This is a genomic window from Variovorax monticola (genome assembly GCF_051216855.1).
GTDB lineage: Bacteria > Pseudomonadota > Gammaproteobacteria > Burkholderiales > Burkholderiaceae_C > Variovorax.
Genome location: NZ_JBPJZP010000008.1, coordinates 295,941 through 314,762 on the forward strand (window position 1 = coordinate 295,941; position 18,822 = coordinate 314,762).

The following is an 18,822-nucleotide window of genomic DNA, read 5'->3' on the forward strand; positions in this document are numbered from 1 at the left end:
CCCTTTCGAGGGCCTGGATTGAATGACCGAACGAAACGAATCACAGAGCTGAACAAAGAGGAGAAAAAATGCTGGGTTTCAACAAATACACCATCAAGAAGAACGAACGCGCGCTGCTGCTGCGCAATGGCGACTTCGAGCAGCTGCTCGGCCCGGGAATGCACCGCGTGTTCGCGGGCTTCGACACCTTGAAGCTGGAGCGCTTCGCACTCGCTGAGCCGGTGTTCGAGCATGAACTGGCCGACTACTTCCTGGTGCGCGAACCCGAACTGGTGGCACGCGAGTTCGTGCAGGTGTCCCTTGGCGAAACGCAGGTCGGCCTGCGCCATGAAGACGGCGTGCTGGTGCAGATCCTGCCGCCTGCCACGCGCAAGTTGTATTGGCGCGGACTGCGCGAGCAGCGTGTCGAGGTGATCGACGTGGCGGCCGATGCGCGCCTGCCGGCCGAACTGCTGGCCAAGTTGCAGAGCGTGGCCCTGCGTCCGCGTGCGGTGCAGGGGCTCGAAGGCGTGCTGCTGGTGCAGGTGCCCGAGTTCCACGCCGGCGTGCTGACGCTCGAAGGGCAGATGCAGGCGATGCTGCCGCCGGGGAACCACGGTTTCTGGCGCTTCAACCGTCAGGTGGCGGTGACTTGCGTGGACCTGCGCTCGCAGATCGCCGAAGTGAGCGGGCAGGAAATACTGACCCGCGACAAGGTCGGGCTGCGGCTGAACCTGTCGGCGGTGTGGCGCTTCGTCGACGTGCGGCAGGCGATGGCCCAGATGCCGAAGCCGGCCGAGCATGTGTATCGCGAACTGCAGTTCGGCCTGCGCGCGGCCGTGGGCGAGCAAACGCTCGACGCGCTGCTGGAGAACAAGGCGGCCATCGACCAGACGGTGCTGGCGCAGGTGCGCGAGCGGCTGCAGGGTTCGGGCATTGCGCTGGAGAGCGTGGGCGTGAAGGACATCATCCTGCCGGGCGAGATGAAGACCATCCTCGCGCAGGTGGTGGAGGCCGAGAAGTCGGCCCAGGCCAACGTGATCCGCCGCCATGAGGAAACGTCGGCCACCCGGTCGCTGCTCAACACCGCCAAGTTGATGGAGGGCAACCCCATCGCGTTGCGGATGAAGGAACTCGAAACGCTGGAACGCGTGGCCGAGCGCATCGACAAGATCTCGGTGGTCGGTGGGTTGGACCAGGTGCTCAATGGATTGGTGACGCTGCGGCCGAACCCTTCCTGAGTCATGAAGAATAGACAGTCAGTCAGACAGAGAGAGAAAAGAAAAATGGAACAGAACTACAAGCTGCACGAAGTAGCCAACGGCGTGCCTGTGAAGATGTGGACGAACGGCGTACCCGTGGAAGACGAAGCGCAGAAGCAGCTCGAGAACGCCGCCCGCCTGCCCATCGTGTTCAAGCACATCGCGGCCATGCCCGACGTGCATTACGGCATCGGTGCGACCGTGGGTTCGGTCATACCGACCTTCAAGGCCATCATTCCCGCCGCGGTGGGTGTGGACATCGGTTGCGGAATGATGGCCTGCAAGACCACGCTCAACGCGCGCGACCTGCCCGACAACCTGGGCCCGCTGCGCTCGGCGATCGAGCGCGCCGTGCCGCACGGAAGCAACCCCAAGCGCATGGGCCGCGACAAGGGCTCGTGGGAAACGCCGCCCGACGAAACCGATGCGGCCTGGGCCACGCTGGTGGAAGAGTTCGACCTGATCTGCGAGGACTACCCGCGCATCAAGAACACCAACAACCACAAGCACCTGGGAACGCTGGGCACGGGCAACCACTTCATCGAGGTGTGCCTCGATGAAGCGGGCACCGTGTGGTTCATGCTGCACTCGGGATCGCGCGGCGTGGGCAACGCCATCGGCACGCACTTCATCGAACTGGCGAAGAAGGACGCCGAGCTGCACCAGCGCAACCTGCCCGACCAGGACCTGGCGTACTTCGAGGAAGGCGCCAAGTACTTCGGCGACTACGTGCGCGCGGTGGGCTGGGCCCAGAAGTTCGCGCGCGCCAACCGCGAAGTGATGATGCAGCGCGTGGTCGCGGCCGCGCGCAAAGTCATTACCAAGCCTTTCGAGGCGCACGTGGAAGTGGTGAACTGCCACCACAACTACGTGAGCCGCGAAACGCATTTCGGGCAAGACGTGTTCGTCACCCGCAAGGGCGCGGTGAGCGCCAAGGCCGGCGAGCTGGGGATCATCCCCGGCAGCATGGGCGCGAAGAGCTACATCGTGCGCGGCAAGGGCAACCCCGAGAGCTTCATGAGCTGCAGCCACGGCGCCGGCCGAAAGATGAGCCGAACGAAGGCGAAGAAGCTCTTCACCGTGGCCGACCAGATCGCCGCGACCGAAGGCGTGGAGTGCAGCAAGGACGCCGACGTGATCGACGAGATTCCGATGGCCTACAAGGACATCGACGCGGTGATGGCGGCGCAGCAGGACCTGGTGGAGGTCGTTTACACGCTCAAGCAGGTGGTGTGTGTGAAGGGGTGACGATGACGGCCGTGGCTAACGCCGCCGCAAGCGCGCCGATGCGCAGGGAGTGATTGAAGTGATGATGAAACTGACTTTTCTGGGAACCTCCGCAGGCACCCCCACGCGCCACCGCAACGTCTCCGGCCTTGCCGTGCAGACCGTGCTGAACGCCGACTGGTTTCTTGTCGACTGCGGCGAAGGCACGCAGCACCGGCTGCTGCAAACGCCGCTGTCCCTGCACGACATGGCCGCCGTCTGCATCACGCATGTGCACGGCGACCATTGCTATGGCCTGCCGGGCCTGCTCGCGAGCGCGGGCATGGGCAAGCGCACCAAGCCGCTGAAACTGATTGCGCCGCTGCCGGTGTGGCAATGGTTCCAAGCCACGCGCGCGCTGACCGACCTGCACCTGCCTTACGAGGTCGAGCATGTGGACGTCGAAGACCAGGCGCTGGTGTACGAGGCGCCCGGCGTGCGCATCGAGCGGCATGTGCTGCGCCACCGCGTGCCCAGCCACGCCTACCGCGTGCAGGTGCAGACCCGCCGCGCCCGGCTGATGGCCGATGCGCTCAGGGCCACCGGCCTGCCGCCCGGCCCCGCATGGCGCGCGCTGCAGACCGGCGAGGACGTGCCGTTCGACGGCAAAGTGCTGCGCAGCGCCGACTTCGCGGACACGCAGATCGCCATCGCAGCGGCCGTGCTGGGCGGCGACAACGCCGCGCCTGCGCTGCTGCACGACGCCTGCCAGGGCGCGCAGCTGCTGGTGCACGAGGCCACCTACACGCACGAGGTGCTCGACAAGGTCGGACCCGGTCCGATGCACAGTTCCGCGCGCCTGCTGGCCGAAGCCGCGCAGGCCGCCGGCGTGCCGAATCTGGTGCTCACGCATTTCAGCGCGCGGCACCAGAACGAAGAAGGCATGGCGGCGCTGATGGCCGAGACGCAGGCGCACTACGGCGGCCATGCGTTTCTGGCCGACGACCTGGATGTATTTGCGCTCGACAGCGCCGGCACGTTGACCGTGACGCGTGCGCGAGAAGAAAAAATGAAGATGGGAGAAGACCGATGAACGACAACGACGGCTCGGGACTGGATGCATTCCTTTGCGAGACCGTGCTGCGCTTCGATGCGGCAACGGCGGGGGCCACGGCGGTGGCAATGGCAACGGTTGCAGGCGAAGGAGGCCGCGCATGATCGAGCTCGACGGTTCGCAAGGCGAGGGCGGCGGACAGATCCTGCGCACCGGCCTTGCGCTGTCGGTGGCCACGGGCCAGCCGCTGGCCATCGACAAGATCCGCGCGGGCCGCGCCAAGCCCGGCCTCATGCGCCAGCACCTTGCGTGCGTGAACGCCGCCGCGGCCATCAGTGGTGCGCAGGTCGACGGGGCCGAGCTGGGCTCGCAGTCGCTGCGCTTCGTGCCCGGCCCGGTGCGCGCGGGCGACTACCGCTTTGCGATTGCCGGTGCGGGCAGCTGCATGCTGGTGCTGCAGACGGTGCTGCCGCCACTGCTGCTGGCCGGTGCGCAAAGCACGGTGCACCTCAGCGGCGGCACGCACAACCCGATGGCGCCGCCGTTCCACTTCCTGGAGCGCGCCTTCGCGCCGCTGGTGCGCCGCCTGGGTGCCGACCTGCAGCTCACGCTGCGGCGCTGCGGCTTCTACCCGGCCGGTGGCGGCGAGGTCGAGGCGGTCATCGTGCCGGCGGCCGGCGCGCTGCAGCCTTTCGACCTGATGGCGCGCGGCGCGCACCAGACGGGCTACGCGGAGTGCCTGGCACCCGGACTGCCGCGCCACGTATCGACGCGCGAGCTGCACACGCTCGGTGATGCGATGGGCTGGTCCGGCGAGCAACTGCGTCTGGGCGCGGTGCGCCAGAACGAGGGCCCGGGCAACGCGCTGCTGGCCACGCTGGCCTGTGAGCACGTCACCGAGGTGTTCACGGCCTTCGGCGAGAAGTCGCTGAGCGCCGAGCAGGTGGCGCACGGGCTGGTGAAGAAGGTGCGTGAATTCCAGAAGAGCGAGGCGGCGGTCGGTCCGCACCTGGCGGACCAGCTGGCGCTGTTGCTGGCGCTCGCTGCATGGCAGGGAAAGAAGGCCTGCGCCTTCACCTGCAGCGAGGTGACCGAGCACACGCGCACCAATTGCGCGGTGATCGAGCGCTTTCTGCCGGTGCGCTTCGACATCGCCGAAAGCAACACAGGTTCGACCGTGCAGGTCTCTCCAGCCTGATGCAATCAGCGTGGCTCTCCATTGAGTAACGCCCGGAATGAGCATAAATAGAAATAGGGTTTCCCGCATGCTTCATCTTGTTCACTCATCTGTTTCTGTCTATTCGAGAATTCGAGATGTCCTTGCCGAAGCCATCGAAGGCTGCCGAGAAACCGATCCCGAGTACGCACGCTTCTCTGGGCGACTCATGCAGTACTACTCTTCCAGATGCCAATCGGTGAACCTTCTGCTTCAAGAATGGAAACTTTGGGACTGCGACATATTGATGCGCTCCGCTCTTGAGTGCGTCACTCGCTTTCTTTTCGTAAGCGTTGCGGAGCCGTCAGAGCGGTCCCAAAGAATCATTGAGTACCAAGTGCTTTTGAGCGAAATCGAGGACATCCAGCGTTCTGAGAAGGCAAGGTCAGCCGTCAAGAACTTGCATGATGCTGAATCAGCCATGCTCATTGGCGGCGTGGTCCTAGACCCAGTCAGGGAAGCGGAACTTCGCTCTCGATGGCCCAAAACGAAACGGCAAGCGTTGAAGCAGAAGTGGTCTTTTTCTGAGATCGTTCGAGTACTCGAGAAAGTCGATGAGCCGACACTGGATCTCACTGGCTATGGCTCACTTTTGCATAGTTACGGGCTTAGTAGTCACCTCATCCACGCAGATCAGACTGCCATGGATCTCATGTACGACAGGGCGACTCGCGATCCAGGAGCGAAGCTGTTGCAAGAACGAGCTCACTTCGCCCGCCTTGCAGTCGCTCAGACTTCTCTATTTTTTCTATGCTGGCGTGCGATGGAACACGCAACCGGCGGAAATAGAAAAGAGAGATCCTTGGATGAAGCACTTGATGCTCTCCATCAGGAGAGCAATAAATATCACCAGGAGTTCGCCATGTCTCAAAAGCACATGTATGAAGCGAGCTCGTCGACCTGAACTGATGAGCAACAAGCAGAGTTTTTTCCCGTGGAAGGCGTGCCGAATAGTGCTCACCCGCTCGCTCAGGCAAGCGGCGTCGCGTTCGCATACAGCCGCAACAGCATCGCGCGCAAGGTCTTCACCTCCGCCGCGCTGAAGTCCGAGGTCGCCACGGCCTCGTAGTGCTGCGCGAGCGGAATCAGCTCCAGCGTCAGGGCCAGCCCGCGTTCGGTGAGCGCGATGCGCACCGCGCGCTTGTCGGTGTCGCACTTCTCGCGCGCCACCAGTTCATGCGTCGCCAGCCGGTCGACGATGCGCGACAGCGCCGACAGGTCGGTCGACGCATGCGTGGCCAGCTCCGACAGCGTTTGCCGCGGCGTGTGCTGCAGTGCCGCGCACACGCGCCATTCGCTCAGGGCCAGTCCGTAGGGCTTCAGCGCCTTCGCGAAGGCGTTGCCCATGCGGGCGCCGGCGCGGGCCAGAAGGAAGGGAATCGCCTTCTCGAGGTCGTGATCTTGGGGCAGGGTTTTCATCTAGACATGCTTGAACAATCAAGTATATAGTCCGCCGCAATTACTTGAATAATCAAGCAAATACGGAGACGATCATGAGCCTGAAGCCTTCACCAAGAGGCGCCGTTGCATGGGCCCTCGCGCTGTCTTTCATCGCGTCGGTGCCACCGGTGCATGCCCAGGGCGCAGCCGCCAGATGGCCCACGCAGGCGGTGCGCTTCGTGGTGCCGTTCCCCGCGGGCTCGGCGCCCGACGTGCTGATCCGCCATGTGGGTGCCAAGCTCGGCGAGAAGTGGGGGCAGGGCGTGATCGTCGACAACAAGCCCGGCGGCAGCGGCGTGATCGGCATGAACGCGATCCTGGCGGCGCAAAGCGACGGCTACACCTTCGGCTTCGTGCAGGGCTCGGCGATCTCGGTGGCGCCCAGCACCATCAAGGGCGTGACCTACGACTTCAACCGCGACTTCGTGCCGGTCACGCTCGCGGCCGTGGCGCCCTTCATGCTCGCGGTGCCGGCCAACTCGCCCTACAAGACGCTGGCCGACTTCATCGCCGCCGCACGTGCCAAGCCGCAGGGCGTCGAGGTGGCCGACAACGGCCGTGGCACCGCGCCGCACCTGGCTTCGGCATTGCTCGGCCTGCAGTCGGGCGCGCAGTTTCTCGAGGTGCACTACCCCGGCGGCGCGCAGGCCATGCAGGCCACGCTCGGCGGACAGACGCAGATGATGGTCGAGACCTACAACGTGGTCGCCGGCAACGTGCAGGGCGGGCGCATGCGCGTGCTCGCGAGCATGGGCGACCGCGTGGAGGCCGGGCTGGAGCTGTTCCCGCTCGCCAGCAAGACGGTGCCCGGCGCGGTGGCGCACGGCTGGTTCGCGGTGATCGCGAAGAAGGGCGTCGACCCGGTCGTGCTTGCGAAGCTCAACAAGGACATGAACGAGGCGCTGCTGCTGCCCGACGTGGTGGCCAAGTCGCGCGAGCTCGGCACCTACCCGCGCCCCGGCACCCCCGAACAGCTGGCGCGCTACATCGCCGACGACCGCAAGACCTGGCAGGACGTGCTGGACAAGCTGAACATCAAACCGGAGTGACAACCCCATGTCCCATATGACACCCATGAAGAACAAGATCGCGCTCGAAGAGCATTTCGCCATCGACCTGACCATTGCCGACTCGCAGGTCTATGCTCGCCCCGAGGTGTGGCAGGGCCTGAAGAGCAACCTGCTCGACTTCGAGCAGCAGCGCCTGGAGAAGATGGACGAGTGGGGCACCGAGCTGTCGATCCTCTCGCTCAACTCGCCGGCCGTGCAGGGCATTCCCGAGGCCAAGCGCGCCATCGAGGTGGCGCAACGTGCCAACGACGTGCTGGCCGAGCAGGTCAGGCGCCACCCCACGCGCTTCGGCGGTTTTGCCGCGCTGCCCATGCAAGACCCCGAGGCCGCCGCGCGCGAGCTGGAACGCTGCGTGACGCAACTGGGCTTTCATGGCTTCCTGTTCAACGGCTTCTCGCAGGTGGGCGACGCGCACACCGTCGTCTATTACGACGATGCGCGCTTCAACGACTTCTGGAAGACGGCCGCCGCGCTGAAGAAGCCTTTCTACATGCACCCGCGCGACCCGCTGCCGAGCCGCGAGCCCATCTACGACGGCGCGCACTGGCTCACCGGGCCGACCTGGGCCTTTGCGGTGGAGACCAGCATCCACGCGCTGCGCCTGATGTCCAGCGGCATGTTCGACCGCCACCCCGATCTGCAGATGATCCTCGGCCACTTCGGCGAGGGCCTTCCGTTCAACATCTGGCGCGTGGACCACATCCTGCGCAAGGGCCGCCGCGGCATGCCCTGCGACAAGGAAATCGGCGAGTACCTGCGCAGCAACGTGCACATCACCACCAGCGGCAACTTCCGCACGCCGACGCTGCTGTCGACCATGCTCGAGGTGGGCGCGGACCGCATCATGTATTCGGTCGACTACCCGTTCGAGAAGCACGAGGACGCGGCCCGCTGGTTCGACAGCTGCGAGATCAGCGAGAACGACCGCCAGAAGATCGGCCGCGACAACGCCCGCAAGCTCTTCGGATTGAAGTGACATGAGCGCAGTGAAAGACACCCGCCCCGTGCTCGTGGCCGGCGGCGGCATCGGCGGCCTGGCCGCCGCGCTGGCCCTGGTGCGCGAGGGCTACCGCGTGAAGGTGATCGAGCAGGCCGGGCACATCGGCGAGATCGGCGCGGGCATCCAGCTGAGCCCCAACGCCTTCGCGGCCTGCGACGCGCTGGGCGTGGGTGAGCACCTGCGCGCCAAGGCTGTGTACACCGAAGAGATGGTGATGTTCGACGCCATCGACGCGAAGCGCGTGGCGAGCATCTCGCTGTCGGGCGCGTTCCGCGAGCGCTTCGGCAACCCCTACGCGGTGATCCACCGCGCCGACATCCACGGCGCGCTGCTCGAAGGCGTGAAGGCCACGACCGACGGCATCGAGTTCCTCACGTCGACCAAGGTGGTGCACATCGAGCAAAACGACCGCGGCGTGACGCTCATCGACGCGCAGGGCGGCCGGCACCAAGGCCAGGCCGTGATCGGCTGCGACGGCGTGCGCTCGGCGGTGCGGCAGCAGTACGTGGGCGACAGCATTCGCGTGTCGGGCCATGTGGTGTTCCGCGCGGTGGTCGACACGGCGGAGTTTCCCGAGGCGCTGCGCTTCACCGCGCCCTGCATCTGGGTCGGCCCCAACTGCCACCTGGTGCACTACCCGCTGAAGGGCGGCGACAAGTTCAACATCGCCGTCACCTTCCACAGCGACCAGCCCGAGGAATGGGGCTCGATGGACGGCGACCCGGCCGAAGTGCAGCGCTACTTCGGCACCACCTGCGAGCAGGTGCGGCAACTGCTGCGCATTCCGAAGGCATGGAAGCGCTATTCCACGGCCGACCGCAACCCCATCGAACAATGGACCTTCGGCCGCGCCACGCTGCTGGGCGACGCCGCGCATCCGATGGTGCAGTACCTGGCGCAAGGCGCCTGCACGGCCTGCGAAGACGCAGTGACGCTGGGCCTCGCATTGCGCCGAGAAAAGGGCGACTGGCCCCGCGCACTCTCGCTGTACGAGCGCTCGCGTGTCGCACGCACGGCGCGCGTGGTGCTGTCGGCGCGTGAGATGGGGCGCATCTACCACGCCAAGGGCGCGGAGCGGCTGGTGCGCAACAGCATGTGGCAGGGCCGGCCGCAAGAGCGCTTCTACGACGCGCTCGAATGGCTCTACGGCTGGACGGCCGCCAACTGCCTCGACGAGGCCGTCGCGTGAAGATCCTGCCGCAATCTCTCGACGCCAGCGGTGGCGGCACCGCCGCCGCGGCCATCGACATTCCCGCGCTGATCGACAGCCACCCCGTGAGCAGTTTCCAGAAATGGATCCTGCTGCTGGTCGGCTGCGCGGTCGTCATGGACGGCTTTGACGTGCAGGCCATGGGCTTCGTCGCGCCCGCCATCGTCAAGGCCTGGGGCATCGACAAGGCCGTGCTCGGCCCGGTGTTCGGCGCCGGCCTGTTCGGCATGCTGGTCGGCTCGCTGGTGCTGAGCACCTGGGCCGACCGCATCGGACGTCGGCCCGTGCTGCTGGGTGCCACGGTGTTCTTCGCGCTGTGCATGCTGGCGACCACCCTCGTGCACACGCTCGACGAGCTGCTCGTGATGCGCTTCATCACCGGCATCGGCCTGGGCGGCATCATGGCCAACGCCAGTGCGCTGGCCAGCGAGTACAGCCCGCAGCGCCGGCGCGTCACGCTGATGATGTGGGTGTCGTGCGGCTTCACGGGCGGCGCGGTGTTGGGCGGTCTGGTGTCGGCCGTTCTCATTCCAATGGGCGGCTGGCAGGCGGTGTTCGTGTTCGGCGGCATCGTGCCGCTGGCGATCGCCGCGCTCATGTGGCGCTACATGCCCGAGTCGATGCAGTTCCTGGTGCTGCGCGGGCGCAAGCTCGACCGCGTGCACGGCTGGCTCGCCCGCATCGCGCCAGAGCAGCGCATCGGCCCCGACACCCGCTTCGTGGTGCACGAGGCCCGGCAGGACGGCGCGCCGGTGGCCGAGCTGTTCCGCGCAGGGCGCGGGCCCGCCACGCTGCTGCTGTGGGGCATCAACTTCATGAACCTGCTCAACCTGTTCTTCCTGGCGAACTGGCTGCCCACCATCGCGACCAGTGCCGGCTACAGCGGCGGCACGGCAGTGCTGGTCGGCACGCTGCTGCAGGTGGGCGGCGTGGTGGGCACGGTGGCGATGGGGCCGCTGATCGACCGCATCGGCTTCTACCGCGTGCTGGTGCCCGTCTTTGCGGTGGCGGTGGTGACCATCGCGGTCATCGGCCAGCCGGCAATGCCGCTGGCGCTGCTGCTCGCGGTGGTGACGGTGAGCGGCTTCTGCGTGGTGGGCGCGCAGCCCGCGCTCATCGCGCTGGCGTCGAGCGTGTACCCGACCACGGTGCGCGCCACCGGCATGGGCTGGAGCCTGGGCATCGGCCGTGCGGGGTCCATCGTGGGGCCGGTGCTGGCGGGCTGGCTCATCGGGCTGCACTGGACGACCGGTGCGCTCTTCATCGCGGCGGCCGTGCCGGCGTTGCTGTCGTGCGTGATGGTGCTGTGCATGGGGCGATTGAAATTCAACGGCGCTGCGGTGCGCCAGGGAGAAACGGCATGACGGCAACGACGAACCCTTCGCGCCACTGGATCCTGGCGGCCCGCGTGCTGATGGCGGTGATCTTTCTCGTGGCCGGCGTGCGCAAGCTCCTGACCTACGGCGCCACTCTCGGCTACTTCGCCAAGCTGGGCATTCCGATGGCCGAGGTGGTGCTGCCGCTGACCATCGCACTCGAAGTGGGCGGCGGGCTGCTGCTGGTCGCCGGCTGGCGCGTGCAATGGGTGGCGGGCGCGCTGGCGCTGTTCACGCTGGCCACTGCCTTCACCGCGCATGCGTTCTGGGCCGCCGATGCGGCGCAGTTCGCCGGCCAGCTCAACAACTTCCTGAAGAACGTGGCGATGGTCGGCGGCTTTCTGCTCCTCATGGCCCAGGCCGGCATGGGCGAGCGCAAGGCCGACTCGGCCACTTGAGCCGCAACTGGGCGGAAAACTCCTTTCCGCCCGTGGGGTTGAACCGGGTCCGGCGCCAGTGGAACACTCGCGTGGCCGCACGATCGCGTCCGAAGAAAGCCAGCACCATGCCTCTACAGCCCTTCATCTACAACAGCGTTGCCCAGCGGGTGGTGTTCGGTGCCGGGTCGCTGCAGCACCTGGCGCGCGAGATCGATGCGCTGGGCGCGCGGCGTGCCCTGGTGCTGTCCACGCCCGAGCAACGGCCGCAGGCCGAGCGCATCGCCGACATGCTGGGCGCGCACGCGGCCGGCGTGTTCGACCGCGCGGTGATGCACGTGCCCATCGAGACCGCGCGTGAAGCCCGCGCGGCGGCGCAGCGCCTGGGCGCCGACTGCGCGGTGGCCATCGGCGGCGGCTCGACCACGGGGCTGGGCAAGGCCATTGCGCTCGACTCGGGCCTGCCGATCCTGGCCATTCCGACCACCTACGCGGGCTCGGAAATGACGCCGATCTACGGCATCACCGAGGCCGGCATGAAGAAGACGGGAAAAGATTTCAAGGTGCTGCCGCGCACCGTCATCTACGACCCCGAGCTGTCGTTGACGCTGCCCGTGGGCATGAGCGTGACCAGCGGCATCAACGCCATCGCGCACGCGGCCGAAGGGCTCTACGCGGTCGATTCGAACCCGATCATGGACCTGATGGCGCAGGAAGGCATTGCCGCGCTGGGCCGCGCGCTGCCCGCCATCCGCGCCACGCCCCAGGACCTGGGCGCGCGCGGCGACGCGCTCTACGGCGCCTGGCTGTGCGGCACCGTGCTGGGCAACGTCGGCATGGCGCTGCACCACAAGCTGTGCCACACGCTGGGCGGCAGCTTCAACCTGCCGCATGCCGAGACGCACACCATCGTGCTGCCGCATGCGCTGGCCTACAACGCCGAGGCGGCGCCGCAGGCCATGGCGCGCATCGTCAAGGCGTTGGGCGGAATCAGCGCCGCACAGGCCGTGTACGACCTGGCGCGCGACAACGGCGCGCCGGTCGCGCTGCGCGATATCGGCATGAAGGAGTCCGATCTCGACCTGGCCTGCGCGCATGCGCTGCAGAACCAGTACCCCAACCCGCGCCCGCTGGAGCGCGATGCGATCCGTGCCTTGCTGCAGAACGCCTGGGAGGGTGTGCGGCCCTGATGCGTGGCAGGGCCGCGGGGCGTTTTACAGGCCGGCCTGGCGCGTGAAAGACACCGTCGGCTTGCTGTAGGCCGACGGCACCTGGTCGCGGTAGAACGCGCGGCGGTCCAGGCTTTGCAGCGGGTTGTGGGCGGCGGCAACAGCCTGTTCGCGCACGGCGTTGCGATCGAGCGTGGAGTTGACGGCCACGGTGCCTTCGGCGGCGCTGTCCGAATAGGGGTTGCCGGTGCGTGCGGCGGCCACGGCTTCGGCCTGCACGTCGGCACGGCTGGCGTACGACGTGACGGCGTGCACGCCTTCGTAGGTCTCGGCGTGTGCGCCGGCGGCACCCAGCAGGGCGAGGGCGGCGGCGGAGATGGCGATGAGTTGCCTGGTGTTCATGGTGAGAGTCCCTTGGTTGTCTCTGTGGGCGGCGGACATTCGTCGTTGCCACGGTATGCAGTGTGAAACCGCATCGTGGTTGGCGATGTGCGTTTGCGCACCGCTTTCGGCAAAGTCCCGGGACTACCCGGGGACTGTCGCGTGCGGTGCGTACAGCACCGCCAGCGGTTCGGAGCGGCCGCGCACGGCGAGCATCTCGGGCGGGCCCATGGCCCCGGCCACGCCCGCCTGCTCGGCCGCGAACAGCGACACCACGAGCCGCGATGCGGCCGTCTTCGAATGGTCCTGCAGCCGGCTCGCGGTGTTCACCACTTCGCCGATGGCGGTGAAGGTGGTGGTTTCCAGGTAGCCCACTTCGCCCACCGCCGCGCGCCCCGCGTGCAGGCCCATGCCGAACTCCAGCCGCTGGCCGAACTGCGCTTCGAAGCCTTCGCTCCATGCGTCCATGCGCTCGCCGATGAGTTCGGTCGCGCGCAGCGCCTGCCGGCAGGCCGTGGGGAGGTCGCCCTCGAGCCCGAAGATGGCCATCACGCTGTCGCCGATGAACTGGTTGGGCACGCCGCCGCTCTCGCGCACGGCGGCGCCCACGGTGGCGAAGTAGCGGTCGAGCACATAGGCCAGGTCGAAGGGCCACTGCCGCTCCGACAGGCCCGACCAGCGCCGCAGGTCGACGAACAGCACAGCCACGTCGCGCTCGCGCCCGAAGTTGCCCACCGGCGCGGGCCGGCCCTCGTTGGGCAGCGGCGCGAACAGCGGCGTCACCTCGATGTCGCCGCGCGGGCGCAGCTGGCAGGCCAGGCGCACATCGTTCGGCGCGCGCACCCGTTCCAGCGTGCGCTGTTCGTCGCGGCCTGGCTCCCCGATGTGCTCGGCCGCGCCCGCCACGCGCACGCGGCAAGTGGAGCAGCGCGCCCGCCCGCCGCAGATCGACACATGCGCTATGCCGTGCGAGCGGCTCGCCTCCAGCACGCTCCAGCCGCGCGGCACCTGCACCGTGCGGCCGGGGTAGCGCAGCACGACCGAAGGCTGGCGTGTCCAGCGCGCGAAGCCGTTGCGTCCCCAGCGCGCCGCCAGCAGGGCGAGCAGCGCCAGGCCGTAGAGCCACTTGATGTCGCTTTCAGCCGCGTTCAGCGCCTGGCCCTGCTCGGGCGTCGGCAGTACCGCCTGCGGCACGCCGGTCCACTGGAACTCGCGCCCCATCGACACGAAGCCCATCGCCGCCGTCACCGGCAGCACCACCGCCACGGCCAGCAGCAGGTGCGAGAAGCGCCGGTAGGCCGGTTGCGCCCGCAGCGCGAAGTGCAGGCCCAGGCAGCCGTGCGCCCAGGCCGCGAGCATCATGCCGAGCTGCGCGGCGGCGCCCCGCCAGTCCCACAGGCCCCAGACCACGCGCACATAGGAGCCCTCGATGCCGTAGGCCAGGTAGGCGCCGCGCATGGCCGTGAGGTGCGTGGCCAGCAGCAGCGGCAGCGCAAAGCCCAGCAGCACGCGCAGGCCTTCGAGCGGCGGCATGCGCAGCGTGCGGCGCTCCCACAGCGCGACGACGGCCAGCGCCAGGTGCGTGGCGGCCGCGCCGTACAGCAGCGCGGTGCCGGGCAGGCTGTGCCAGAACGTCTGCACGCCGCGCAGCACGGTCTCGGCCGCCGTGAACGAATAGATGCCCAGCGAATGGTTCAGCAGATGGAACGTGATGTAGGCCATCAGCACCAGGCCGCTCACCCAGCGGAGATTGCGCCGCGTGGGCGGTCTCAGTGAAAAAGGGGTGGGGCGGGAACGTCTGTCCATGAACGGGTTCGAAACGGCACCCGAGCATAATGCGCGCGCCCTCACCGACCCCTGGCATGGCCAAACCCGAACCCCCCTCTTCTTTCTCTTCTTCTTCCGCGTCTGTTCGCTCCAGCCTCGCGCTGCGCCATGTCGCGCTGCTCCAAGGCCTGCCCGACCAACGCCTGGACCTGCTGGCCCAGCAATGCCTGTGGCACAGCGTGGAGGCGGGCAAGCCCTTGCTGCTGCGCGCCGAGCAGCAGGGCGAGGTGTTCCTGCTGGTCTCGGGCCGGGTGCGGGTGACGACCTACTCGGCCAACGGCCGGCAGGTGACCTTTCGCGACTCCGAGGCCGGCGAGTATTTCGGCGACATCGCCGCCATCGACGGCGGACCGCGTTCCGCCGACGTGGTCACGCTGGAGCCCAGCGTGGTGGCCAGCCTGGACCGCACCGCCTTCATGGCGTTGCTGCGCGACGAGCCGCTGGTGGCCGAGCGCGTGATGCAGCGGCTGGCCTCGCTGGTGCGCCAGCTGTCGGAACGGGTGATCGACCTGAGCACCCTGGGCGTGCAGAACCGGCTGCATGCCGAACTGCTGCGCCTGGCCCGTGCCGCGGGCGCGCATGGCGAGGACGGCAACCAGGCCCGGCTCGACCCGGCGCCCAGGCACGCGGCGCTGGCCAGCCAGATCAGCACCAACCGCGAGCAGGTGACCCGCGAGCTCAACGTGCTGGTGCGCAGCGGCGTGCTGCGCAAGGACGACAAGGCCCTGCTGGTGGCCGACGTGGCCCGCCTGGAACTGATGGTGTCCCAGGTCAGGGGCGACGCCGGCTGAGCCGCAAGGCGCTCAGTGGCAACTCAGTTGTAGCGGCCGTTGCGTCCGCCGACGCTGAAGCGCCCCGCGCCCAGCAGCACCACGGTCAGCGCGCCGAACAGGTACAGGCCCTGCAGTTCGAGCGCCCAGCCGCCTTGCTTGCCCAGCGCGAACAGGTCGGCCATGTGCACCAGGCCGAAGGCCACCAGCATGTTGACGACCACCACGGCAGCGGCGGCGCGGGTGAAGACGCCGGCAATCATGAGCAGCGGCGCGACGATTTCGCCCACGTACACCAGGTAGGCCAGCCCGCCCGGCAGCCCGGCCTTGGCCAGCATGCCGCCGATGAAGCCCACGCCGGCCGACAGCTTGAAGATGCCGTGCAGCAGCACCAGCAAGCCGACTGCGACGCGAATCAGCAGCTTGCCGGCGTCGTCGGCGTTCGCGGTGTGCGCCGGGGAAAGGGACGACAGCGGCAACGCGGTCGGCGCACGCGGGGTGTTGGCGGCAGCAGCCTGGGTGGTCATGGCAGATCCTTGAAACGGGAAGGGTCCGCCACGGAATGCGGCGGTTGCGGTTCCAGTGTGCGCAACGGCCCGAATGCCGGATGTGCGTTTACGCACATGTTTGGGCGCAAAGACCGCCTGGCGCGGTCAGTGGCCGCCGAAGTGGCCGCTCCACTTGCGCTCGTAGTCCATCTTTGCGAAATGCGCCGCCATGAAGTCGATGAAGCTGCGCACCTTGGCCGACAGGTGCTTGCGGCTGGGGTACGCCAGGTTGATGGCCAGGTGCGGCAGGTCCCAGTCGTCCAGCGTGGGCACCAGCCGGCCGGCCACGATGTCGTCGTAGACGATGTAGGTCGGCTGCACCAGGATGCCCATGCCGTCGAGCGCGGCGGCGCGCAGCACCTGGCCGTCGTTCGACTCCAGCAGCCCGGTGACCGACACCGTGCGGGTCTGGCCCGCGCGGCTGAAGCGCAGCTCGTTCGGGTTGTTGGCGTGGGTGTAGATCAGCAGCTTGTGCTGCGCGAGCTCGTCCAGCGTCTTCGGAAAGCCGTGCTGCGCGAAGTAGCGCGGCGACGCCGCCAGAATGCGCCGCGTCTCGCCCAGCCGGCGGATCGTCACGTTCGAGTCGGGCTCGTACTCGCGCGTGCGGATCGCCACGTCGATGTTGTTGTCGATCAGGTCGAAGTAGCGGTTGGCCGCCTCCACGTGCACCGTCACGCCCGGATAGCGCTGCGTGTACTCGCGCAGCAGCGGCGCGATGTGGTGGACCGAGAAAGACAGCGATGCGGTGATGCGCAGCACCCCGGTCGGGTTCAGCGCGGTGGCGTTCACCGTCGATTCGGCGTCCGACAGGTCGGCCAGGATGGTGCGGGCGCGGCCGCAGAACTCGCGCCCGGTGTCGGTCAGGTACAGGCGGCGCGTGTTGCGCTCCACCAGCCGCGCGCCCAGCCGGGCTTCGAGAGCGCTCAGGTGGCGGCTCGCCGCGGCGTTCGACAGGCCCAGCGCCTCGGCCGCGCGGCTCAGGCTGCCGGCGTCGGCGATCTGCACGAGCAGGGCGATCTCGGTCCAGCGGTCCATGGGCGTGTGTCTCCGGGCTTTTCGGCCTTGTCTTTTGTCGGGCCGGGGGATTTTGGCGCAGTGCCGGGGTCGACCGTTCCGCTGGGCGGAAAAATCATTTGCGCCCCGGGTGCTTCCAGGGGATACGGCCGGGGCCTACAGTGCGCCGTACCCCCGAGATCCATGGAGACAACCACGATGCGCAACCTCAATCAGGACAACATCACGCAGGCCGTGCTCGCGCGCTTCGCCGACACGCCCAGTCCGCGCCTGCACGAGATCATGACCAGCCTCGTGCAGCATCTGCACGCCTTCGCGCGCGAGGTGAAGCTCACCGAGGCCGAGTGGTTCCAGGGCATCCAGTACCTCACGGCCACCGGCCAGAAGTGCGACGACAAGCGCCAGGAGTTCATCCTGCTGTCGGACGTGCTGGGCCTGTCGATGCTCACCATCGCCATGAACAACGACAAGCCCGCCGGCTGCACCGAGGCCACCGTGTTCGGCCCCTTCTACTTCGAGGGCGCCCCCGAGTACGCGCAAGGCGCCGACGTGGCCAACGGCGCCGCCGGCGCCCCGTGCGACGTGCATGCCACGGTGCGCGGCCTGGGCGGCGAGCCGGTGGCCGGCGCGGTGGTCGACGTGTGGCAGGCCGACGAGGGCGGCCACTACGACGTTCAGCACGAAGGGCTGGACCACTCCGAGAACCGCGGCCGCCTGCGCACCGCGCCCGACGGCTCGCTGCACTTTCGCAGCGTGCTGGCCGAGGCCTACCCCATTCCGGTCGACGGCCCCGTGGGCGACCTGCTGCGCGCGACCGAACGCCACCCGTGGCGGCCCGCGCACCTGCATTTCAAGATCGAGGCGCCGGGCTACGAGCCGCTCATCACCCATGTGTTTCGCGAGGGCGACCAATGGCTCGACTCCGACGCGGTGTTCGCGGTGCGCCAGTCGCTGGTGGCGCCGTGGACGCAGCAGGCCGACGGCCGCTGGCGGCTCGATTTCGACTTTGTGCTGAACCCGTTGAAGTAGCCGGCCCGAGCGCCACCGGCGTCCCTTGCAAGAGAGGCGCTCGCCGTCCGGCCAGCGGGCGCGGCCTCATCCTGCTACGCTTGCCCCGCCCACCGACCCGGTGGGCTTTTTTTTGCGCTGCGTTTTCCCATGGCCTTTCCCCTGATCACCGACCCGCATTTCTACGCGGTCGCCATTCCCGCCGTGCTGCTGCTCGGCATCAGCAAGAGCGGCTTCGGCGCCGGCTTCGGTTCGCTCGCGGTGCCGATGATGGCGCTGGCCGTCACCGTGCCGCAGGCCGCCGCCATCCTGATGCCGCTGTTGCTGCTGATGGACGTGCTGGGCCTGGCGGCGTTCCGGCGCGACTTCGACCGCTCGCTGCTCAAGTTCCTGATTCCGTTCGGCCTGCTGGGCACGGTGATCGGCACGCTGCTGTTTCGCATGCTGTCGGCGCACACGGTGGCGGGCATCGTGGGCGTGTTCACGCTGCTGTTCCTGGCGCAGCGCCTGCTGTTCCCGCCCAAGCCCGACGACCCGCTGCCCTCGCGCGGCGTGGGCGCGGTGCTGACCACGGTGTCGGGCTTCACCAGCTTCATCGCGCATGCGGGCGGCCCGCCGATCAACGCCTACGTGATTCCGCTGCGGCTCACGCCGGTGGTGTTCACGGCCACCATGGCGTACTTCTTCTTCGTGGTGAACCTCAGCAAGTGGATTCCCTACGCATGGCTCGGCCTGATCGACCTGCGCACGCTGGCCACGTCGGTGGCGCTGATGCCGCTCGCGCCGCTGGGCGTGTGGGTGGGCATCCGCATTGCGCGGCGCATCGATGCGACGTGGTTCTATCGCTTCGTCTATCTAGGGATGCTGCTCACGGGCCTGAAGCTCGTCTACGACGGCTTCTTCGCCTGAGCCCAG

The 18,822-nt window shown here is 67.7% G+C and carries 20 protein-coding genes; 15 read left to right on the plus strand and 5 right to left on the minus strand.

Translation table 11 applies throughout. The features are described from left to right. The first annotated feature begins 68 nt into the window (after positions 1–68). The 6 genes from ACSFA5_RS28060 (at position 69) to ACSFA5_RS28085 (ending at position 5,621) form a co-directional block, all read left to right on the plus strand. Positions 69–1,220: a slipin family protein gene (locus ACSFA5_RS28060; RefSeq protein WP_435447324.1), complete on the plus strand. Its 1,152-nt coding sequence runs from the start codon at positions 69–71 to the stop codon at positions 1,218–1,220. A gap of 45 nt (positions 1,221–1,265) precedes the next feature. Continuing rightward, positions 1,266–2,489 carry an RtcB family protein gene (locus ACSFA5_RS28065; RefSeq protein WP_435447325.1) on the plus strand — a complete coding sequence of 408 codons (1,224 nt, stop codon included), beginning with the start codon at positions 1,266–1,268 and terminating at the stop codon, positions 2,487–2,489. A gap of 64 nt (positions 2,490–2,553) precedes the next feature. After that, positions 2,554–3,540, plus strand: coding sequence for a ribonuclease Z (locus ACSFA5_RS28070; protein ID WP_435447326.1), 987 nt, complete (start codon positions 2,554–2,556; stop codon positions 3,538–3,540). Further along, on the plus strand, positions 3,537–3,665 hold the full coding sequence (locus ACSFA5_RS28075; RefSeq protein WP_435447327.1) for a hypothetical protein: 129 nt from the start codon (positions 3,537–3,539) through the stop codon (positions 3,663–3,665). The genes ACSFA5_RS28070 and ACSFA5_RS28075 overlap by 4 nt, the downstream gene beginning before the upstream one ends. Continuing rightward, on the plus strand, positions 3,662–4,699 hold the full coding sequence (gene rtcA, locus ACSFA5_RS28080; protein ID WP_435447328.1) for an RNA 3'-terminal phosphate cyclase: 1,038 nt from the start codon (positions 3,662–3,664) through the stop codon (positions 4,697–4,699). Before ACSFA5_RS28075 ends, rtcA begins: the two co-directional genes overlap by 4 nt. A gap of 67 nt (positions 4,700–4,766) precedes the next feature. Beyond that, positions 4,767–5,621: a DUF5677 domain-containing protein gene (locus tag ACSFA5_RS28085; protein WP_435447329.1), complete on the plus strand. Its 855-nt coding sequence runs from the start codon at positions 4,767–4,769 to the stop codon at positions 5,619–5,621. 65 nt (positions 5,622–5,686) lie between these two features. Here ACSFA5_RS28085 and ACSFA5_RS28090 read toward each other — a convergent pair whose 3' ends face one another. Continuing rightward, entirely contained in the window at positions 5,687–6,136 is a 450-nt protein-coding gene (locus ACSFA5_RS28090) for a MarR family winged helix-turn-helix transcriptional regulator (protein ID WP_435447330.1), read from the minus strand. A 74-nt stretch (positions 6,137–6,210) separates the two neighbouring features. Between ACSFA5_RS28090 and ACSFA5_RS28095 the strand changes: the two genes are divergently transcribed. The 6 genes from ACSFA5_RS28095 (at position 6,211) to ACSFA5_RS28120 (ending at position 12,380) form a co-directional block, all read left to right on the plus strand. Continuing rightward, positions 6,211–7,206, plus strand: a complete 996-nt coding sequence (locus tag ACSFA5_RS28095; RefSeq protein WP_435447331.1) for a Bug family tripartite tricarboxylate transporter substrate binding protein — start codon at positions 6,211–6,213, stop codon at positions 7,204–7,206. A 7-nt stretch (positions 7,207–7,213) separates the two neighbouring features. Further along, positions 7,214–8,203 carry an amidohydrolase family protein gene (locus ACSFA5_RS28100; RefSeq protein ID WP_435447332.1) on the plus strand — a complete coding sequence of 330 codons (990 nt, stop codon included), beginning with the start codon at positions 7,214–7,216 and terminating at the stop codon, positions 8,201–8,203. A 1-nt stretch (position 8,204) separates the two neighbouring features. Next, on the plus strand, positions 8,205–9,416 hold the full coding sequence (locus ACSFA5_RS28105; protein ID WP_435447333.1) for a 3-hydroxybenzoate 6-monooxygenase: 1,212 nt from the start codon (positions 8,205–8,207) through the stop codon (positions 9,414–9,416). Beyond that, positions 9,413–10,801: an MFS transporter gene (locus ACSFA5_RS28110; RefSeq protein ID WP_435447334.1), complete on the plus strand. Its 1,389-nt coding sequence runs from the start codon at positions 9,413–9,415 to the stop codon at positions 10,799–10,801. The genes ACSFA5_RS28105 and ACSFA5_RS28110 overlap by 4 nt, the downstream gene beginning before the upstream one ends. Continuing rightward, complete coding sequence (locus tag ACSFA5_RS28115) at positions 10,798–11,211, plus strand: DoxX family protein (protein ID WP_435447335.1); 414 nt, start codon at positions 10,798–10,800, stop codon at positions 11,209–11,211. The genes ACSFA5_RS28110 and ACSFA5_RS28115 overlap by 4 nt, the downstream gene beginning before the upstream one ends. A gap of 107 nt (positions 11,212–11,318) precedes the next feature. After that, the gene (locus ACSFA5_RS28120) at positions 11,319–12,380 is read left to right on the plus strand and encodes a maleylacetate reductase (protein ID WP_435447336.1); all 1,062 of its coding nucleotides are present in this window, start codon (positions 11,319–11,321) and stop codon (positions 12,378–12,380) included. A 24-nt stretch (positions 12,381–12,404) separates the two neighbouring features. Here the strand turns inward: ACSFA5_RS28120 and ACSFA5_RS28125 are convergent, their stop codons facing one another. Together ACSFA5_RS28125 and ACSFA5_RS28130 are read right to left on the minus strand one after the other, a co-directional pair. Next, on the minus strand, positions 12,405–12,761 hold the full coding sequence (locus ACSFA5_RS28125) for an alpha/beta hydrolase (RefSeq protein ID WP_435447337.1): 357 nt from the start codon (positions 12,759–12,761) through the stop codon (positions 12,405–12,407). Positions 12,762–12,884: 123 nt separating this feature from the next. Further along, on the minus strand, positions 12,885–14,546 hold the full coding sequence (locus ACSFA5_RS28130; protein WP_435447338.1) for an adenylate/guanylate cyclase domain-containing protein: 1,662 nt from the start codon (positions 14,544–14,546) through the stop codon (positions 12,885–12,887). A gap of 56 nt (positions 14,547–14,602) precedes the next feature. Between ACSFA5_RS28130 and ACSFA5_RS28135 the strand changes: the two genes are divergently transcribed. Beyond that, entirely contained in the window at positions 14,603–15,358 is a 756-nt protein-coding gene (locus tag ACSFA5_RS28135) for a Crp/Fnr family transcriptional regulator (protein WP_435447339.1), read from the plus strand. Positions 15,359–15,381: 23 nt separating this feature from the next. Here ACSFA5_RS28135 and ACSFA5_RS28140 read toward each other — a convergent pair whose 3' ends face one another. Further along, complete coding sequence (locus ACSFA5_RS28140) at positions 15,382–15,864, minus strand: DoxX family protein (RefSeq protein WP_435447340.1); 483 nt, start codon at positions 15,862–15,864, stop codon at positions 15,382–15,384. A 126-nt stretch (positions 15,865–15,990) separates the two neighbouring features. Further along, positions 15,991–16,920, minus strand: a complete 930-nt coding sequence (locus ACSFA5_RS28145) for a LysR family transcriptional regulator (RefSeq protein WP_435447341.1) — start codon at positions 16,918–16,920, stop codon at positions 15,991–15,993. A 177-nt stretch (positions 16,921–17,097) separates the two neighbouring features. Here ACSFA5_RS28145 and ACSFA5_RS28150 point away from each other — a divergent pair, with 177 nt between their 5' ends. After that, positions 17,098–17,928: an intradiol ring-cleavage dioxygenase gene (locus ACSFA5_RS28150; protein ID WP_435447342.1), complete on the plus strand. Its 831-nt coding sequence runs from the start codon at positions 17,098–17,100 to the stop codon at positions 17,926–17,928. 129 nt (positions 17,929–18,057) lie between these two features. Further along, entirely contained in the window at positions 18,058–18,816 is a 759-nt protein-coding gene (locus ACSFA5_RS28155) for a sulfite exporter TauE/SafE family protein (protein WP_435447343.1), read from the plus strand. The last annotated feature ends 6 nt before the right edge of the window (positions 18,817–18,822 follow it).

Coding starts and splice junctions, on each gene's coding strand:
- ACSFA5_RS28060 (WP_435447324.1), top strand. CDS start 69: ATGCTGGGTTTCAACAAATACACCATCAAGAAGAACGAACGCGCGCTG.
- ACSFA5_RS28065 (WP_435447325.1), top strand. CDS start 1,266: ATGGAACAGAACTACAAGCTGCACGAAGTAGCCAACGGCGTGCCTGTG.
- ACSFA5_RS28070 (WP_435447326.1), top strand. CDS start 2,554: ATGAAACTGACTTTTCTGGGAACCTCCGCAGGCACCCCCACGCGCCAC.
- ACSFA5_RS28075 (WP_435447327.1), top strand. CDS start 3,537: ATGAACGACAACGACGGCTCGGGACTGGATGCATTCCTTTGCGAGACC.
- rtcA (WP_435447328.1), top strand. CDS start 3,662: ATGATCGAGCTCGACGGTTCGCAAGGCGAGGGCGGCGGACAGATCCTG.
- ACSFA5_RS28085 (WP_435447329.1), top strand. CDS start 4,767: ATGCTTCATCTTGTTCACTCATCTGTTTCTGTCTATTCGAGAATTCGA.
- ACSFA5_RS28090 (WP_435447330.1), bottom strand. CDS start 6,136: ATGAAAACCCTGCCCCAAGATCACGACCTCGAGAAGGCGATTCCCTTC.
- ACSFA5_RS28095 (WP_435447331.1), top strand. CDS start 6,211: ATGAGCCTGAAGCCTTCACCAAGAGGCGCCGTTGCATGGGCCCTCGCG.
- ACSFA5_RS28100 (WP_435447332.1), top strand. CDS start 7,214: ATGTCCCATATGACACCCATGAAGAACAAGATCGCGCTCGAAGAGCAT.
- ACSFA5_RS28105 (WP_435447333.1), top strand. CDS start 8,205: ATGAGCGCAGTGAAAGACACCCGCCCCGTGCTCGTGGCCGGCGGCGGC.
- ACSFA5_RS28115 (WP_435447335.1), top strand. CDS start 10,798: ATGACGGCAACGACGAACCCTTCGCGCCACTGGATCCTGGCGGCCCGC.
- ACSFA5_RS28120 (WP_435447336.1), top strand. CDS start 11,319: ATGCCTCTACAGCCCTTCATCTACAACAGCGTTGCCCAGCGGGTGGTG.
- ACSFA5_RS28125 (WP_435447337.1), bottom strand. CDS start 12,761: ATGAACACCAGGCAACTCATCGCCATCTCCGCCGCCGCCCTCGCCCTG.
- ACSFA5_RS28130 (WP_435447338.1), bottom strand. CDS start 14,546: ATGGACAGACGTTCCCGCCCCACCCCTTTTTCACTGAGACCGCCCACG.
- ACSFA5_RS28135 (WP_435447339.1), top strand. CDS start 14,603: ATGGCCAAACCCGAACCCCCCTCTTCTTTCTCTTCTTCTTCCGCGTCT.
- ACSFA5_RS28140 (WP_435447340.1), bottom strand. CDS start 15,864: ATGACCACCCAGGCTGCTGCCGCCAACACCCCGCGTGCGCCGACCGCG.
- ACSFA5_RS28145 (WP_435447341.1), bottom strand. CDS start 16,920: ATGGACCGCTGGACCGAGATCGCCCTGCTCGTGCAGATCGCCGACGCC.
- ACSFA5_RS28150 (WP_435447342.1), top strand. CDS start 17,098: ATGCGCAACCTCAATCAGGACAACATCACGCAGGCCGTGCTCGCGCGC.
- ACSFA5_RS28155 (WP_435447343.1), top strand. CDS start 18,058: ATGGCCTTTCCCCTGATCACCGACCCGCATTTCTACGCGGTCGCCATT.